General features: G+C 57.7%; 15 protein-coding genes. All 15 read left to right on the top strand.

Annotated features, from left to right (window positions below; genetic code table 11):
* The first annotated feature begins 193 nt into the window (after positions 1–193).
* Positions 194–1,396, top strand: coding sequence for a 3-oxoadipyl-CoA thiolase (pcaF, locus tag ACXADZ_RS21625; RefSeq protein WP_475199822.1), 1,203 nt, complete (start codon positions 194–196; stop codon positions 1,394–1,396).
* A gap of 15 nt (positions 1,397–1,411) precedes the next feature.
* Complete coding sequence (gene paaA, locus ACXADZ_RS21630; protein ID WP_475199824.1) at positions 1,412–2,389, top strand: 1,2-phenylacetyl-CoA epoxidase subunit PaaA; 978 nt, start codon at positions 1,412–1,414, stop codon at positions 2,387–2,389.
* 18 nt (positions 2,390–2,407) lie between these two features.
* Positions 2,408–2,692 (top strand): 1,2-phenylacetyl-CoA epoxidase subunit PaaB, encoded by a 285-nt coding sequence (paaB, locus tag ACXADZ_RS21635; RefSeq protein ID WP_475199826.1) that lies wholly within the window; start codon positions 2,408–2,410, stop codon positions 2,690–2,692.
* On the top strand, positions 2,692–3,450 hold the full coding sequence (paaC, locus tag ACXADZ_RS21640) for a 1,2-phenylacetyl-CoA epoxidase subunit PaaC (protein ID WP_475199828.1): 759 nt from the start codon (positions 2,692–2,694) through the stop codon (positions 3,448–3,450). The genes paaB and paaC overlap by 1 nt, the downstream gene beginning before the upstream one ends.
* A 6-nt stretch (positions 3,451–3,456) precedes the next feature.
* On the top strand, positions 3,457–3,915 hold the full coding sequence (gene paaD / locus ACXADZ_RS21645; RefSeq protein WP_475199830.1) for a 1,2-phenylacetyl-CoA epoxidase subunit PaaD: 459 nt from the start codon (positions 3,457–3,459) through the stop codon (positions 3,913–3,915).
* 13 nt (positions 3,916–3,928) lie between these two features.
* A complete protein-coding gene (locus tag ACXADZ_RS21650) occupies positions 3,929–5,002 on the top strand; it encodes a 2Fe-2S iron-sulfur cluster-binding protein (RefSeq protein WP_475199831.1) in 1,074 nt (357 codons plus the stop codon).
* 13 nt (positions 5,003–5,015) lie between these two features.
* Positions 5,016–5,777 (top strand): Phenylacetic acid catabolic protein, encoded by a 762-nt coding sequence (locus tag ACXADZ_RS21655; RefSeq protein ID WP_475199833.1) that lies wholly within the window; start codon positions 5,016–5,018, stop codon positions 5,775–5,777.
* A gap of 269 nt (positions 5,778–6,046) precedes the next feature.
* Entirely contained in the window at positions 6,047–8,521 is a 2,475-nt protein-coding gene (locus tag ACXADZ_RS21660) for a CoA transferase (protein ID WP_475199834.1), read from the top strand.
* 9 nt (positions 8,522–8,530) lie between these two features.
* Positions 8,531–10,171 carry a N,N-dimethylformamidase beta subunit family domain-containing protein gene (locus tag ACXADZ_RS21665; protein ID WP_171105465.1) on the top strand — a complete coding sequence of 547 codons (1,641 nt, stop codon included), beginning with the start codon at positions 8,531–8,533 and terminating at the stop codon, positions 10,169–10,171.
* A gap of 132 nt (positions 10,172–10,303) precedes the next feature.
* Complete coding sequence (locus tag ACXADZ_RS21670; RefSeq protein ID WP_171095138.1) at positions 10,304–10,579, top strand: PepSY domain-containing protein; 276 nt, start codon at positions 10,304–10,306, stop codon at positions 10,577–10,579.
* A gap of 56 nt (positions 10,580–10,635) precedes the next feature.
* Positions 10,636–11,157 carry a helix-turn-helix transcriptional regulator gene (locus ACXADZ_RS21675; RefSeq protein ID WP_475199836.1) on the top strand — a complete coding sequence of 174 codons (522 nt, stop codon included), beginning with the start codon at positions 10,636–10,638 and terminating at the stop codon, positions 11,155–11,157.
* A 222-nt stretch (positions 11,158–11,379) separates the two neighbouring features.
* The gene (locus ACXADZ_RS21680; RefSeq protein ID WP_475199838.1) at positions 11,380–13,476 is read left to right on the top strand and encodes a hydantoinase/oxoprolinase family protein; all 2,097 of its coding nucleotides are present in this window, start codon (positions 11,380–11,382) and stop codon (positions 13,474–13,476) included.
* Complete coding sequence (locus tag ACXADZ_RS21685) at positions 13,473–15,125, top strand: hydantoinase B/oxoprolinase family protein (protein ID WP_475199839.1); 1,653 nt, start codon at positions 13,473–13,475, stop codon at positions 15,123–15,125. Before ACXADZ_RS21680 ends, ACXADZ_RS21685 begins: the two co-directional genes overlap by 4 nt.
* Positions 15,122–16,189, top strand: coding sequence for a pyridoxal phosphate-dependent aminotransferase (locus ACXADZ_RS21690; RefSeq protein WP_475199841.1), 1,068 nt, complete (start codon positions 15,122–15,124; stop codon positions 16,187–16,189). Before ACXADZ_RS21685 ends, ACXADZ_RS21690 begins: the two co-directional genes overlap by 4 nt.
* Complete coding sequence (locus ACXADZ_RS21695; protein WP_171669831.1) at positions 16,186–16,926, top strand: maleate cis-trans isomerase family protein; 741 nt, start codon at positions 16,186–16,188, stop codon at positions 16,924–16,926. The genes ACXADZ_RS21690 and ACXADZ_RS21695 overlap by 4 nt, the downstream gene beginning before the upstream one ends.
* Positions 16,927–16,958 lie beyond the last annotated feature (32 nt).

Genomic DNA, 16,958 nt, shown 5'->3' on the forward strand with positions numbered 1-16,958 from the left:
TCAGCTTAATGTTGTTGGGATCACCGCCCTAATCGGCCCCGAATATCGCAACGATAAAGTTCTGATCTTTTATGTTACAAAAATGGTGAAAGAGATCAAATAAAGGTAACATAAAGCTTGCCTCGAATCGGTTGCTTTTATAAAAACCGACCAGACGGTTAATGAATACTGACGCGAACAGGAGACCTCGGACATGGACGCATTCATTTGCGACGCGACGCGTACACCGATTGGGCGGTATGGCGGAGCGCTGTCTTCCGTTCGCACGGATGATCTTGCGGCTTTGCCATTGGCGGCGTTGAAAGAACGCAACCCTCAGGTCGATTGGGCCAGCGTCGACGATGTGATCTATGGCGATGCCAATCAAGCCGGAGAGAGCAACAGGAACGTTGCACGCATGGCGGCCTTGTTGGCCGGGCTGCCGATCGACGTTCCGGGCACAACGGTAAACCGTCTTTGCGCCAGCGGTATGGATGCCGTTGGAATGGCAGCCCGCGGCATCAAGGCAGGCGATTACGATCTGGCCATTGCGGGGGGCGTGGAAAGCATGTCCCGCGCACCATTTGTAATGCCCAAGGCAACTTCGGCGTTCACTCGCAACAACGCGGTATACGACACCACGATCGGCTGGCGTTTCGTGAACCCGAAGATGAAGCAGGACTACGGCGTGGATTCCATGCCGCAGACTGCTGACAATGTGGCCGAAGACTATGGCATCAGTCGTGAAGATCAGGATGCCTTTGCTGCGCGCAGCCAGGCCCGGTGGGCGGCCGCTCATGCGGCGGGTGTTTTCAACGATGAAATCACTCCGGTTTCGGTGCCACAGCGAAAGGGCGACCCGATCATTGTGGATTCGGATGAACACCCGCGTCCGGGAACCACAGCAGAAAAGCTGTCGGGTCTCAAAGGGGTGAACGGACCGGAAAAGACCGTCACAGCGGGCAATGCTTCGGGTGTAAATGATGGCGCGGCAGCCATGCTGATGGCGAATGAGGCGGCAGCGGTCAAGAATGGTCTGACCCCGATGGCCCGAGTGGTGGGGATGTCGGTTGCGGGTGTTGCGCCGCGTGTCATGGGCATCGGCCCGGTGCCCGCCAGCCGCAAGGTTCTGGCCCGTGCAGGGCTGAGCATCGAACAGATGGATGTGATCGAATTGAATGAGGCATTTGCCTCTCAGGGTTTGGCAACATTGCGCGAGTTGGGCCTGCCGGACGATGCGCCCCACGTGAACCCCAATGGCGGGGCCATCGCTTTGGGCCACCCACTGGGCATGAGCGGTGTGCGTCTGGTGCTGACCGCAGCCTATCAATTGAAGCGAACCGGGGGTCGCTTTGCGCTCTGCACCATGTGTGTGGGCGTCGGGCAGGGCGCGGCCCTTATTCTTGAACGCTTGTAACAGAGGAGACGGGACATGTATGCTCAGATGGTTAAATCCGAAGCATCAAACGAAGATCTGGAGAAACTGGCAGAGTTCCAGGCGCGGATTGATGCCGATATCAAGATCGAGCCCAAGGACTGGATGCCTCAGGCTTATCGTAAGACCCTGATCCGTCAGATCGGTCAGCACGCGCACTCTGAAATCGTAGGTCAACTGCCCGAAGGCAACTGGATCACCCGCGCACCGACGTTGGAGCGCAAGGCGATCCTGTTGGCCAAGGTGCAGGATGAGGCCGGGCATGGGCTTTACCTCTATTGCGCAGCTGAAACGCTGGGCGTAAGCCGGGACGAGATCACTGAGATGCTGCTAGACGGGCGCATGAAATACTCGTCGATCTTCAACTATCCAACGCTGAACTGGGCCGATATTGGCGCGGTGGGGTGGTTGGTCGACGGGGCGGCGATCATGAATCAAGTTCCGCTGCAGCGGACATCTTTCGGGCCATACTCGCGCGCCATGATCCGCATCTGTAAAGAAGAGAGCTTTCACCAGCGGCAAGGCTACGACGCGATCCGCAAAATGGCCGAAGGCACGCCCGAGCAGCGCAAGATGGCTCAGGATGCGATGAACCGCTTCTGGTATCCGTCACTGATGATGTTCGGCCCATCCGACAAGGACTCGGTCCATTCCGCGCAGTCGATGGCGTGGAAAATCAAGATCAACACCAACGATGAGCTGCGTCAAAAGTTTGTCGACCAGACCGTGCCGCAGGCCGAGTATCTGGGCCTGTCCATTCCCGATCCAGACCTGAAATGGAACGAAGAACGCGGGCACTACGATTTCTCAGAACCTGACTGGTCGGAATTCTTCGACGTGATCAAGGGCAATGGCCCGTGCAACGTGGATCGTTTGGCCGCGCGAAACAAGGCCTGGGATGACGGGAAATGGGTGCGGGACGGTCTTTTGGCGCACGCCCGCAAGAAGCAATCCGGCAATCTGGCAGCAGAGTGAACCCAAGGAGGAAACCCGATGAACAACGAATGGCCCCTGTGGGAAGTCTTTATACGCGGCCAACACGGTATGAGCCACCGACATGTTGGATCGCTGCACGCCCCGGACGCAGAAATGGCAATCAAGAACGCGCGCGACGTCTACACGCGCCGTAACGAAGGCGTTTCGATCTGGGTTGTCGAGGCAAACAACATCTCGGCCTCATCGCCCAGTGATAAAGGCCCGCTGTACGAACCCAGCGAAAGCAAGGTGTATCGCCACCCGACTTTCTTCGATATCCCAGATGAAGTGGGGGCCATGTGATGACCCGGGATGAGGCACTACTGCAATTCCTGCTGCGGATGGGAGACAACACTCTAATCCTCGGTCATCGCGTCAGCGAGTGGTGTGGTCACGCGCCGGTTCTGGAGGAAGACATAGCGCTAGCCAACACTGCGCTGGATCTGATTGGTCAGACCCAGATGTGGCTTGGTCTTGCGGGCGAGATTGATGGTGGCAAAAGCGCTGACGATCTGGCCTTTCTGCGTGACGCTTGGGATTTCCGCAATGTACTGCTGGTCGAGGTTCCGAACGGAGATTTCGGCCGCACACTGATGCGCCAGTTCTTGTTCGACGCCTGGCATTCGATCAGCCTGGGGCGCTTGATGGCTTCCTCGGACGAACGTGTCGCTGCAATTGCTGCCAAAGCCAGCAAAGAGGTTGCCTATCACCTCGAACGCTCAGGCGACACGGTTGTGGGGCTGGGCGACGGGACCGAGGAAAGCCATGCCCGAATGCAGGAAGCCCTTGATTATCTGTGGCCCTATGTCGGTGAGATGTTTGCCAGCGACGAGGTCGACGCCCAGATGGCCGCCGCAGGTATCGCACCCAATCCGACAGACCTGCGCGAAGAATATGACACTCTGGTCGGAAGGATCCTGACCCAGGCAACACTGAGCATTCCAGAAAGCCAGTTTGCCCATAAGGGCGGGCGTGACGGGCGCATGCATACCGAGCATCTGGGTCATCTGCTGACGCAGATGCAATGGCTGCAACGCGCCTATCCCGGAGCCAAGTGGTGAGAGCGGATGCAATCCTCGACTGATCAGATCTGGAGTTGGTTGGATGCTGTTCCCGATCCCGAGATACCGGTGATCTCGGTCGTGGATCTGGGAATCGTTCGCGGTGTGCGTTGGGACGCCGGAACGTTGGTTGTGACCGTCACACCAACGTACTCAGGCTGTCCGGCGACTTCCGTCATCAGCATGGATATCGAAACCGCGCTGCGAGACCATGGGATCAGCGAAGTGAGGATCGAAACCAGCATTTCGCCCGCCTGGACCACCGATTGGCTAAGTGAAAAAGGCCGCGCCAAGCTGGAAGACTATGGCATTGCGCCACCGCAACCGGCGGGCGGGCCAGAACGGTGCCCGCATTGCGACAGCAAGGCTGTTGAAAAAGTCAGCCAGTTCGGCTCGACCCCATGCAAGGCCCATTGGCGCTGCACCGACTGCCTGGAACCTTTTGACTATTTCAAGTGCATCTGAGGAGGAGCACCGGATGGCACGTTTTCATGACCTGAAAGTCACCGACATCCACAAAACCATCCGCGATGCGGTTGTTGTGACGCTTGAGCCTGTGAATGGCGCAACGGATCAGTTCGACTTTACCGCTGGTCAATACCTGACCTTCCGGCGCGATTTTGAAGGCGAAGAACTGCGCCGCTCGTATTCGATCTGCGCGGGAAAGGATGACGGCGTTCTTCAAGTTGGCATTAAACGCGTCGAAGGGGGCGCTTTCTCAAGCTGGGCCAATGTAGAGTTGAGCGTTGGTGACGTTGTTCAAGCGATGCCGCCAATGGGCAGCTTTCATGTGCCAATCGAAGCGGACGCGGAAAAACAATACCTCGGCTTTGCTGGCGGATCGGGGATTACACCCGTCCTTTCGATCCTGAAAACAACGCTGGCGCGTGAACCCAAGTCCCGCTTCACGCTGATCTACGCCAACAAAGGCATCAACACGATCATGTTCCGAGAGGAGCTGGAGGACCTGAAAAACCTCTATATGGGTCGCTTGAACGTGATCCATATTCTTGAGAGCGACGCGCAGGAGATTGATCTGTTCACCGGGCTTGTAACGCAGGAAAAATGCGGCGAGCTATTTGAACACTGGATCGACATCAAAAACGTGGATACGGCCTTTATTTGTGGACCAGAGCCGATGATGCTGGGGATTGCCGCCGCGCTGCGCGAGCATGGGCTTGAGGACAGCCAGATCAAGTTCGAGCTTTTTGCCAGCGCCCAACCTGGGCGGGCCAAGCGCAAGACAAATGCAGCAGAGGCGGGCACGCAGGCGAACCAGACTAGCGCTTCAATCACGCTTGACGGCTCGACCCAGACAGTAACCCTGCCCAAGGATCAATCCATTTTGGACGCAGCCTTGGAAAACGCCATGGACGCGCCATACGCGTGCAAGGCCGGGGTTTGTTCCACCTGTCGTTGTCGCGTTCTGGAAGGCGAAGTCGAAATGCTCGCCAATCACGCGCTCGAGGATTACGAGGTCGAAAAAGGCTATGTGCTGAGCTGTCAGGCTTATCCGATGACCGACCGTGTGGTCGTGGACTACGACCAGTAAAGGGAGAGGATCAATGACCGAAGCCATGACACTCGACAGCTATCTGGCCGCAGGCGGTGTACTGACCAATCCGACAAACGTGCCACCACGCTACCGCGCCGAATTGATGAAGCTGATGGCCACCTTTGTGGACAGCGAATTGGCTGGCGCCGCGGGTTTTGCGGATATCATCAATCAGGGGCCGGGCATCAAGGAACGGATCGCGGCAGCAAAAATAGTGCTTGAGAAAACCGATCATGCAGATCGCGTTCTTAAAATAATGGGCGAGTTTGGCGCAGATACAGAACGATACGCCACGCACCATCCATGGACCGCGGGACTGGATCGCGATGACGATATCGGCGCAACGCGCAGCGCACATGACATGCGCCTTGCTGTGTTCAATTATCCGATCTCGGGCTGGACCGACGCTGTGATCATGAACCTGTTGATGAGCCGCGCGGTGGCCGAGCAACTGGCTGAGTTTTCGACGGTTTCTTACCAACCGCTGGCTGAAGCCTTCCGACAGATCGCCCCTGTCGAAGCACATCATGGCGCACTTGCCATGGAAGGCGCAGTGAAGCTGGCAGAAGGCGGAGAAACAGAGCAGATGCAACATGCCGTGGACTATTGGTGGCCCCGCGTCGCGCTGTCCTTTGGTGGAGATGATCCGAAACGGTTCGCTTTCCTGACTTCAATCGGTTTGCGTCACAACCGAAACAGCGCTTTGAAAGAACGTTGGAGCCAATCGGCACAGGCCGCTCTTGGGCAGTTGGGTCTGACCGCACCCGAATAACTTCTTAATTTCCCCGTTTCGCCTTTCTGCAATGAGAGGCCCTTCCAAGCGCCGCGCTGCACCAAAGACCTTTTTGCTGCGATTAAAGCGGTCAAATTGCGACATTGGCTGGTTGATTCAAACAACCTCCTCCGCTCATTCGTGCCCAAGATGGTGCTAACGCGCGTGGGAGGACACAATGCGGTGCAACCAAACCCTGATCACTCAGATGTGCCTGTGTATTCCTGCGGTGTGTTCTCTCATATCAGCCTGAAACAAAAGTGCCGCGCATGACATCAAGACCTCTCGACCATATCCGCGTTCTCGACTTTGGCCAGTATCTGGCTGGTCCTTTGGTTGGCATGATGCTGGCCGACATGGGGGCCGAGGTGATCCGTATCGATCCACCCGGCGGACCGCGCTTAAAGGATCCGGCCACCGACATGCTATCGCGGGGCAAGTCGGCCATTACCATCGACCTCAAGTCGGATGAGGGTTTGAAATTAGCGCGCGATCTGGTGGCAAGAGCCGACGTCGTGATCGAAAATTTCCGCCCCGGCGTGATGAGCCGTTTGGGCCTTGGCCCGCAGGCGCTGCGTGATATCAATCCGAGCATCGTGTCTGTCTCATTGCCGGGGTTCGCCTCGAACGACCCCGCTCTTGCGAATGTACCAGCGTGGGAGGCGGTTATCGCTGCGCGCACAGGGCAGTTTACGGATATGGGGTTGAACCGGCGTTTGATGGGGATCAACCCGTCCTTTACGCCGCTCACCCTGGCATCGGCTTACGGAGCAGCCTTTGGGGCAATGGCGGTGCAATTTGCCCTGACGGCGCGCGACCGGAATGGGGGGGATCACATCGAAGTTCCTTTGGCCTCGGCCTTACTGGAAGGGTTGGTTTATAATTGCGAACAGATTGAGGATTATCCCGAACGCTACAAATCCCCTCGAGAGGTGGAGCTGGACCGACGCGCAGCCGAAGGTCTGCCAATGGACCTGAGCTTTGCAGAACTGGAAGAGTTTCTGGATCCATTCTACCGAACCTATACCTGCGCTGATGGCCGAGGATTTTATGTAGTCGCAGGCAGTGTGAAAACGCATCCCCTGCGCGTGCTGGAGGTTCTGGGTTTAGGGGCGTTGGCAGACGAATTGCCGGATTTTGATGCCTACTTGGACACAGCAGACTGGCCCGATGAATGGTCTTTGCGAAATTACCCGGTCGGCGCCAGAGACCGGACACGGGTATCTGCTGCAATGAAACAGGCGTTTCGAACCAAGCCTTCTCATGAATGGGAAGCCTTGTTCGGTGCCGCCAAAGCTCCTGCCACGGCACAGCGATTCACCAAGGAATGGCTGGCAGATCCGCACGCTTTGGCTTCGGGGCTGGTGGTTCAGGTGCAAGACCCGCGTCACGGCGACATGAAACAAATGGGCAATGTGGCTTGGCTTGCCGATGACGCCGGGGCGCTTGGCAAACAGCCTGGACCGGACCCGGACAATGCGCCCATTTCCGCTATCCTGGCCGAGTCACCGCGCAACGGGGTGGCGGGTGTGGAAGAAAGCGGCTGGCTTGAGGGGCTTAAAGTCCTGGACCTGACCAATGTCATCGCTGGTCCAACCATAGGCTCTACGTTGGCGCGCTACGGGGCTCAGGTTACCTCGGTTCAGCCGGTAGAGCCGTCGGTCGACCCGTGGAACACGGTTGTATTTGGTTTGCACGCCCATCGTGGCAAACGCAGCGTGTTGCTGAACCTCGGTTCAGAGCAGGGACAGCGCGCTTTGCGACGGCTCATCGAAGCGTCAGACGTCATAACGATGAACGGCACGGACGAACAGCGCGACGCCTTGGGCCTTGGACCAGAGCAGTTGGCCGCGATCAACCCACGGCTCATTTTGGTTCAACTGGATGCTTTCGGGGGTCCTGCACGCGGCCCCAAATCGGACCATTTGGGCTATGATGATCTGGCACAAGCCGCGACCGGGGTGATGGTGCGCTTTGGCGGAGGGATGGAGACACCGGAAGAACACGCGCATTTCGGCACGATCGACGTTCTGACCGGATATTGCGCCTGTGTTGCGCTGGGCGCGGCCCTTCTGAGGCTGCAGAAAACCGGCAAAGGCGGAATCGCCCGCGCGGCGCTGGCTGGGGCAGGGAACCTCATTCAAGCACAGCTGATGTATGATTTTGAAACCCGCGCCCATTTTGACGAACCCGCAGGGCGTTCGGCGTTGGGATGGGGCCCGTATTACCACTGTTACCGTGCCGCTGACGGTTGGCTTTTCTTCGCGGCACCAAAAGATCAACGAGACGCCTTGCGCCACGTTGACGAACTGGCAGATATTGCTGACATGCCGGAACCGCAGATGGCCAAAGCCCTGGCAGATCGGATTGCCACGCAACCCGCCGCATTTTGGCAACAAGCTTTCACGGGCACGTCTTCAACTGTTGTGCCGCTGGGTTCGCTGCACGACACACGTGATGCTGTTTTGCATCTCGAAAGCTCTGGTCAGGTTGATCTGACGCAGAATACGTTCAGCGTCATCCGGCATGATTTGCACCCTATGGGTCGTTGGTGTGATCTTGTTGCTCCGAACGCAGTTCGGCCTGAACGAGCTAGGATCGTAATCCCCGGACCGATGCCAAAGTACGGCGCGGATACACGATCAATCCTGAGCGAAGTCGGGTTTTCTGACGCGGAAATTGACGCAATGATCGCCAGCGGTTCGGCAGGTGAAAGCTGGTCAGACCGCTACCTGCCGGAGTGACACCAACCCATGACGCGTTCTGAGGACCAAGGCCCTGCCATCACCCCAAGAACCCGCGCCAAGGCGCGACATATTCTCGACCACTACTACATCGGGCCGTCCCGTGACGCGTCGGTTCTTGAGATATGGGGGTACACAGAGCGTATGACTTATGCGCCGGGCGAACTGTTGGCTCTGCGCGTTTCTACCACCGCTCGGGAGTGGGATCTGGAGATCGGGCGCGATGGTGCAACTTACGAGGTGATGCATCGCGAGAGCGGCTTGAAAGGTGTGCATCAGAGGACGCCCAAAGATTGCTCGGTCACCGGATGCGGGTGGGAGGTGACTTACGAGTTCAGGATACCGGACGACTGGCGTGAAGGCGGCTACCTGGTGACATTGCGTGCCGAACAAGATGGGGATCGGGTGGAAGAGCATCACTTGTTCCTGCTGCGGCGCGCGCCTGAAAAACCAGCAGCACCTTTTGTACTGATCTGCGCCACTGGGACATGGCTGGCCTACAATTGCTGGGGAGGGTCCAATCACTACGAAGGCATCACCGGACCCGAGGGCAAGTCGTTCTCTCCGGTGGTGTCGACACAACGGCCGTGGTCACGGGGATTTTGTAAGCTTCCTGCAGGTGCCCCGCGTGCTGTGCCGGATACACCGCATAAACCAGGAGATATGGTGCGCTACCCCTATATGGAATGGGCCTATTCCTATGGATATTCCAAGAAATACGCCTCGGCGGGATGGGCCAGCTACGAGCGTCATTTTGCGCGCTGGGCCGAAGCGGAAGGGTACGAGTTCGATTTCGCGACCCAGCATGATCTTGAGGCTGACCCGGACCTGTTGAAGGACTATCAATGCGCTGTTTTTGTGGGCCACGACGAATATTGGTCAGCCAATATGCGCCACGCTGTCGACAGCTTTACGGAAGGTGGCGGGCGTGTCGCCCGATTCGCTGGAAACTTCCTGTGGCAAACCCGGATCGAAGATCAGGGCCGAACCCAGGTTTGCTATAAATACACCGCAGATCTTGACCCTTTGGTGGCGAGCGACCGCGAACATCTCGTGACATCGGCGTGGGAGGTCTTTCCCGCTAACTGGCCTGGTGCCCGGACCTTTGGGGTTAACGGCTTGAAGGGCGTCTATGCAGGTCTGGGCCGATGTGTCGGGCAGGGAAGTGGCGGATTTACGGTCTATCGACCCGACCACTGGGCGTTTGAAGGCGCACAACTGGGATATGGTGACCAATTGGGCGCAGGAGCGCGTGTCTTCGGGTATGAAGTCGACGGTCTGGATTACAGAATGGACGACGGGCTGCCCTTTCCCACCGGCTTGGATGGCGCGGATTTGGGCGTACAGATCCTCGCACTCGGTCTGGCGACCAATATCGAGCCTGACCACGAAATCTGGGGCGAGACCTTGTATATCGGAAACTCAGATGCGGTGTTTAAAGCCGAAAGCATGTTTGGGGTTTGCACGGACGAGACACTGGATCGCAGCAGCCGGGGCAACGGGGCGGTCATCTATTGGCAACGTGGGCTTGGAGAGGTCTTTACCGCAGGCACGTGTGAATGGGTGATGGGCCTTGTTCGCCAAGATCGTCAGGTCGAACAGATCACGCGCAATGTACTGAACAGGTTTGGAAACTGTCAGCCGCTCTAACGTTTTTCTGCATAAACCTTTGGCCTAAGCCGGTTGAATTCTGCCAAAAGTCCAATTTTGTTGAGCCAGCAAGCCGCACAGTTCAGGACAACCGCAATCTCGCGGTGACTGATATCCTTGAAAGGAATGCAAATGAACAAAATTGGCAAACTGGCAGTGCTGGCGGCTTTTGTGACACCCGGCTTGGCGTTGGCGCAAATCAACGTGAATGATGTGCTGGGATCCTCTGAGGGTGCAATTCGCGCGGCATTAGAAGCCAAGGGCTATTCCATCACAAAGTTCGAAGTCGAAGAGGACGAGATTGAAGTTTATGCGTCACTCGACGGCAAGACCTATGAGATCGAAGTTTCACCTGAAACCGGCGCCGTTCTGGAAATTGAGCTGGAAGACGACGAGGACGACAGCTGATATTAATGGGGTGTGTCCAGCTCCGGACGCACCCCGGACTGACCGAAAGCAAAATCATGACGCGTGCCACAGTTTTATGGTCCTTATTTGCAGTGCAGGCTAGCTGTAGCGCTTACTTCCTGTTGGACATTGTTTTGGACTTTTGGCCCAACTCCACGTTTTTTCTGGCGGAAAGTGATCTTGTCGAATTGTTCGTCACGGTTGCGCTGATTAGTGGGTTGGCGTTCACCACGGTCGAGCTGCGCAAAATGCTGAGCCGTCAGGCCAAGCTTGAGGATCAGATGAAAGTCGCCTCTGGCGCATTTGGCGAGGTGCTTGAAGCGCGGTTCCAGGCATGGTCGTTGACTCGAGCCGAACGGGACGTCGCCATTCTGGCGATAAAAGGATACGCGATCGCTGAAATCGCTGAAATTCGGGCGACAAAACAGGGCACGATCAAAGCGCAATGTGCGTCAATTTACCGAAAGGCCGGAGTATCGGGTCGATTGCAACTTTTAAGTCTTTTTGTTGATGACCTGCTTGCGGATGATCTGGTCTCTGTCCCCACTCATCAAACAGGCAAAGTGGGTTTGACCTGAAGTCTATTGGCGAGGTGGACAACATTGTGTCGCTTGAGGACAGTAATGTCGCAAACTCGCTAGTGGGATTTTGGTCAACGGGCCAAAGAACGGTATGACTCGTTTGTGTATCCCCAATCGTCTGGACCGCCGTGCAACCGGTTGTGATCTGGTGACACCGCGCCGGTAGCCGCCCTGCGGGGCGAACTACCTGCATGCTTTCAGACGACAACGGAATACCAAATGACTACCGCGCTACGCCTTGCCATCGATATTGGTGGCACCTTTACCGACACAGTTTTGGTCTCGGGGGATGAGACGATACTGGCGTCGACGAAAACCCTGACCACGCATAAAAACCCAGCCGAAGGCGCTATGGAAGGCGCTCAGCGCGTCATGACGCAGACCGGTCGGTCGCTAATGGAAGTTACCGGGTTTATTCATGGTACTACGCTTGCGACCAACGCGCTGATTGAACGGCGTGGGGCGGTTGTGGCAACGATCTGTACCGAAGGGTTCCGAGACATCCTCGATATCGGGTACGAGCGGCGCTATTCGCAATACGACATTAATCTTGAAAAGCCGGACCTTCTGGTGCCGCGTGAACGATCCTTCGTCATTCGCGAACGTATGTCGGCCGAAGGCGGGGTTCTGATCGATTTGGATGAGGCGCAGATTGAGCACCTGCTGATCGAGCTCGATGCCAGCGGTGCCGAGGCGGTGGCGATCTGCCTTATGCACTCTTACGCCAACCCCACCCACGAACAACGCTTGCGCGATCTTCTGGCTGAACACCGTCCCGATTTAACGGTTTCGATCTCGTCCGACGTCAGTCCCGAAGCGCGTGAGTTTGACCGGCTCTGCACCACCGTCGCAAACGCCTACATTCAACCGTTGATGGAATCTTATCTGTCCCGGTTCGTCGAACAGTTCGCGGCCGAGGGTGTAACTTGTCCGATCCTGATGATGACTGCGGGTGGTGGGATGTGCACCGTGGAAACTGCTGCACGGTTTCCAATCCGTCTGGTTGAATCCGGCCCTGCGGGCGGTGCCATTCTGGCTGCACGGATTGCGGCGCGGTCTGGGCTGGATCAGGTCCTGTCATTTGATGTCGGTGGCACCACAGCCAAGCTTTGCCTGATCGACAACGCGCGTCCTCAGACCTCCAGATCCTTTGAAATTGCACGTGCGGCACGGTTCATCAAAGGCTCGGGCATGCCGGTGCGTATCCCGGTGATTGAGATGATTGAAATCGGCGCTGGTGGTGGCTCGATAGCAGGTGTTGACCGTCTGGGCCGTCTGACCGTTGGCCCCAAATCCGCGGGGTCAGAACCCGGGCCGGTGGCCTTCATGCGCGGCGGCACAGATCCAACCGTGACCGACAGCGACATCACGCTTGGCTATATCGTGCCAGACACGTTTGCCGAGGGGCATATTCAACTGGACCCCGAAGGCTCAAAGGCCGCACTAACGCGCGTGATCGGCGAGAAACTGGACTTGGATGCGGTCGGTTCGGCGGACGGCGTCAGCCGGATCGTGGATGAAAGCATGGCCAGCGCCGGGCGTATGCATGCCGTTGAAAGCGGCAAGGATCTGGGGCCGCGCACGATGATAGCCTTTGGCGGCAACGGGCCGTTGCATGCAAGCCGCGTTGCACGCTCAGCCGGGGTGTCGCGTATCGTGATCCCACCCAATCCGGGCGTTGGATCAGCGGTTGGTTTCCTGTTTGCGCCGGTGTCGTTCGAAATCGTCCGCTCACGCTATTCCTTGCTCGACAGTATGGATATGGATGGGGTGAATGCCCTTTTCGATACAATGATTGCCGAAGCAAAAGAGGTTGTTGCCAAAGGGGCAGGCGATGCACCGACCGAAAGCCAGCGCACTGCCTTTATGCGATATAACGGGCAGGGCCACGAGATCGAGATCCAGCTACCGGATCGTGCCCTGACGCGCGACGATATTGCGCCGCTGACCGCCGCCTTTGAAGAGGAATACAGAAAGCAATTCTCGCGCCCCGTGCCGGGGATGGAGATTGAGATTCTCAATTGGGCGGTTCGGGTCGCAACGCCGGACAGTTCTGTGCCGCCGGTGCCTCAAACACCGGACCTCACGGCGTTTGACGTCACTGAAACGCGGCCCATCACTTGCGATGTGGATGGTGCTGCGAAAAACGCGGCCTTTGTGGCTCGTGCCGACCTGAAACCCGGTGACCATGTACGCGGCCCGGCGCTGATCCATGAACCGCAAACCACCACGCTCGTATCTGCCGATTTCTCGGCGCACATGGATGCCATTGGCAACCTTGTCCTGGTCCAGGACCAGAAAGGAGGCGCAAAATGACTGCTGAACTTTCCCCCGCCCGTTTGCAAGTGATGTGGAACCGCCTGCTGGCCGTAGTAGAAGAGCAGGGCCAAACCCTGATCCGTGCCGCGTTCTCGCCCATTGTACGCGAATGTGGCGATATTTCCGCCGGTATCTTTGACGTCAATGGTCGGATGCTGGCCCAGGCCGTGACCGGCACGCCCGGCCATATCAACACAATGGCCGAAGCTGTTCTGCACTTGCGAGAGCGATTTGCGCTGCAGGACATGAAACCCGGCGACATCTACATGACCAATGATCCGTGGCTGGCCTCGGGGCACCTGAACGACTTTCTGCTGATGATGCCCGCGTTCAAGGATGGCAAAGTTGTTGGGTTTACATCGTGCACCTCGCATCTGGTCGATCTGGGTGGTCTGGGGATGGGGCCAGAGGGGTCAGACATCTACGACGAAGGCCTTTTGATCCCGCCTTGTAAACTGGTCGAAGAAGGTACGCCCAACGCGCTTTTGATGGACATTATCCGCGCAAACTCGCGCGAGCCGATCGCCAACGAAGGCGACATCTACGCTCTGATCGCCTGTTGCGAGGCGGGCGTGAACCGTCTGGTGGCGATGATGGAAGAGTTCGGGATCGACGATCTGGACACGTTGGGCAGCTATATCATCGAAACCTCGCGCAAGGGCGCGCTGGAGGCCATCGCCGAGGTGCCAGAAGGCGTTTACAAGAACGTGCTGCGCATGGACGGATATGAGAATGAGCTGGAGTTGCACGCCACGCTGACTGTCACCAAGGACGGGATGCATGTGGATTTTACCGGCACATCGGGTTGTTCGAAAAAAGGTATCAACGTCCCGTTGAACTATGCAACGGCCTATACGGTGTTTGCCTTGCGCTGCATCGTTGGCCCGGACATTCCGAACAATGCAGGTTCGCTGGAGCCGTTCACGGTGGATGGCCCCAAGGGCTGTATTCTGAATGCACAACGCCCTGTGCCGGTCGCCATGCGCCATACGCTGGGACAAGTGACCCCGGATCTGGTCTTGGGATGCCTGCATCAGGCACTGCCGGATCAGGTTCCGGCCGAGGGTGCGTCGTGCATGTTCGATCTGCCCATGCGCCATGCGCCCGAAGTTGCGGCCAATGGCGGGCGGGAATTTGCGATCGAACCTGTCCACAACGGTGGCACCGGTGCGCGACCCCACGCAGACGGATTGTCTGCAACCGCCTACCCCTCGGGCGTGTTTGGATCGCAGGTCGAGATCACAGAAAGCGTCGCACCAGTCGTGATGTGGCGGCGCGAACTGTTGCCGGATTCAGGAGGAGCAGGTAAATATCGCGGAGGTCTCGGACAAAGGATCGAAATGACCTCGTCCAACAACGCGCCTTTCATCGTTTTCCTCTCGGTCGAGCGTCTGAAGTTCCCAGCCTTGGGCCGAATGGGCGGCCAGCCTGGTGCCCCGGGGCGCATCCGGTTCCGCGATGGCAACAGCGACATTCCCGGCAAAGGAGAACTGCGAGTGGAAGGCGATGATTACCTGATCTTCGACACGCCGGGCGGTGGAGGCTTTGGCGATCCGTCAGAACGGGATCCAAAGGCCCTGGCGCTGGACCTCAAACGTGGTTTTGTGACCGAAGCAGGCGCGAAAGCTTATGGAGGGACGTCATGATCCGCGCGGTCGAGCATGTCCGCCAGATGGCAGCGTACGCTCTGGCAGATCTGGGAGGCCCCGAGACCGTGTCTCTGGCCCAAAACGAAAGCGCCTTTCCAGCCAGTCCAGCGGCGGTTGCGGCAGGGCAGGCGGCGTTGGACCAAATGCCACTTTACCCCGATCCCGATTGGCCAGAGCTTCGCGCTGCAATTGCCGAAACCCATGGTGTCGCGGCCGGGAATATCCTGTGCGGTGCGGGCTCGATGGAGTTGATCGGATGCCTGATCCGGGCATTCGCCGGGCCGGGCGACCGGGTGCTGGGCACGGATTATGGCTATGCTTACGTTGCTTCTGCAACGGCGCAAGTGCAGGCCGACTACGTGAAAGCGCGTGAGGTGGATTTGACCGTTTCGGTCGATGACATATTGGCCGCTATCACGCCTCAAACGCGGATTGCTTTTGTCTGTAACCCGGGCAACCCCACAGGGACATTGATCCCGAATGCCGAAATTCTGCGCCTGCGTAACGCGTTACCGGCGGACGTGTTGTTGGTGGTCGACCAGGCCTATGCCGAGTTCGCCGATCAGGATCAAAACCCGGACGAAGTCTTCGCGCTGGTAGATCGCGGCGACACTGTGGTCATGAGAACCTTTTCCAAGGCCTACGGATTGGCGGGCGCGCGCGTGGGTTGGGGTCTGTTCCCCGACGCTATTGCCGGTGAGGTGCGGAAGCTGTTGAACCCGAACAATGTCTCAATACCCTCGCAGGCCATGGCGACCGCAGCCATGCGGGATCAGGCTCATATGCTGGATACGGTTTCCAAAACCGCTGCCATTCGGGATCAGTTCGCCAATGGGTGCCGCGCTCTGGGGCTGACGGTCGCGTCCAGCCATACGAATTTCGTGTTGATCCGTTTTGCGGACGTGGAGATGGCGCAAAAAGCAGATGATGCCCTGCGTGCCCAAGGGTTACTGATGCGCGGGATGGGGGGCTATGGATTGGGCGATTGTCTACGCGCCACCATCTGTGAAGAACCAGTCATGGATCGGTGCCTGACCGTTTTGAAAGAGGTGACGTCATGACCCATGAGACCCGAACACGGGCCAAGATCGGCGTGCTGGTGCCGTTCACCAACACCAACCTTGAGGCAGACATGATGCTGATGCGCTGCCCGGACACGACGGTGCATTTCCAGCGCATGGGCGGGTATGACGTCGATGAAATTCCAGGCTCGGATCAAATGGCGGGTCTTGGGGCGTCGGACATCAGCCATGATCTGAAGATGATAGCAGGTGTGCGACCCGATGTGGTGCTCTATGGCTGCACGTCCGCCACCCTGACACACGGCCCGTCATTTGATGAGCAATTGGCACAGGACATCAAGGCAGGGTCGGGCGCACTATCTTTGACCGCCGCCGGATCATTGATCCAAGCAATCAAGGCTTTGGGCGTGACCAAAGTGGGGTTCTCGTCACCCTATCTGGGCGAGATCAACACGCAGGCAGTTGATTTTCTGGCGCAAAACCAAATCACAACAGTCAAATGCGCCGATATTGGTCGTGAGCTTGGGAATTACGGGCAGGGTGAACTAACCCCGGATGAGGTGTTCGATCTGGCCTGTCAGGCCGATCATCCAGAAGCCGAAGCCATCGTACTCAGCTGTACCGACATGCGCGCGGTCGAGGCCGTAGACCGGATCGAAGCCACGCTGGGCAAACCCGTGGTGACGTCCAATCAGGCCATGATGTTTGCGCTGATGCGGGCTTTGGGCTTGCCCCGACAAGGAAACGTGCCGGGGCGCTTGTTCGATCTGTTGTAAACAAAAGCCGGGCTGATAACCCGGCCTTTTCT

The organism is Ruegeria sp. ABM4_193 (assembly GCF_056158705.1).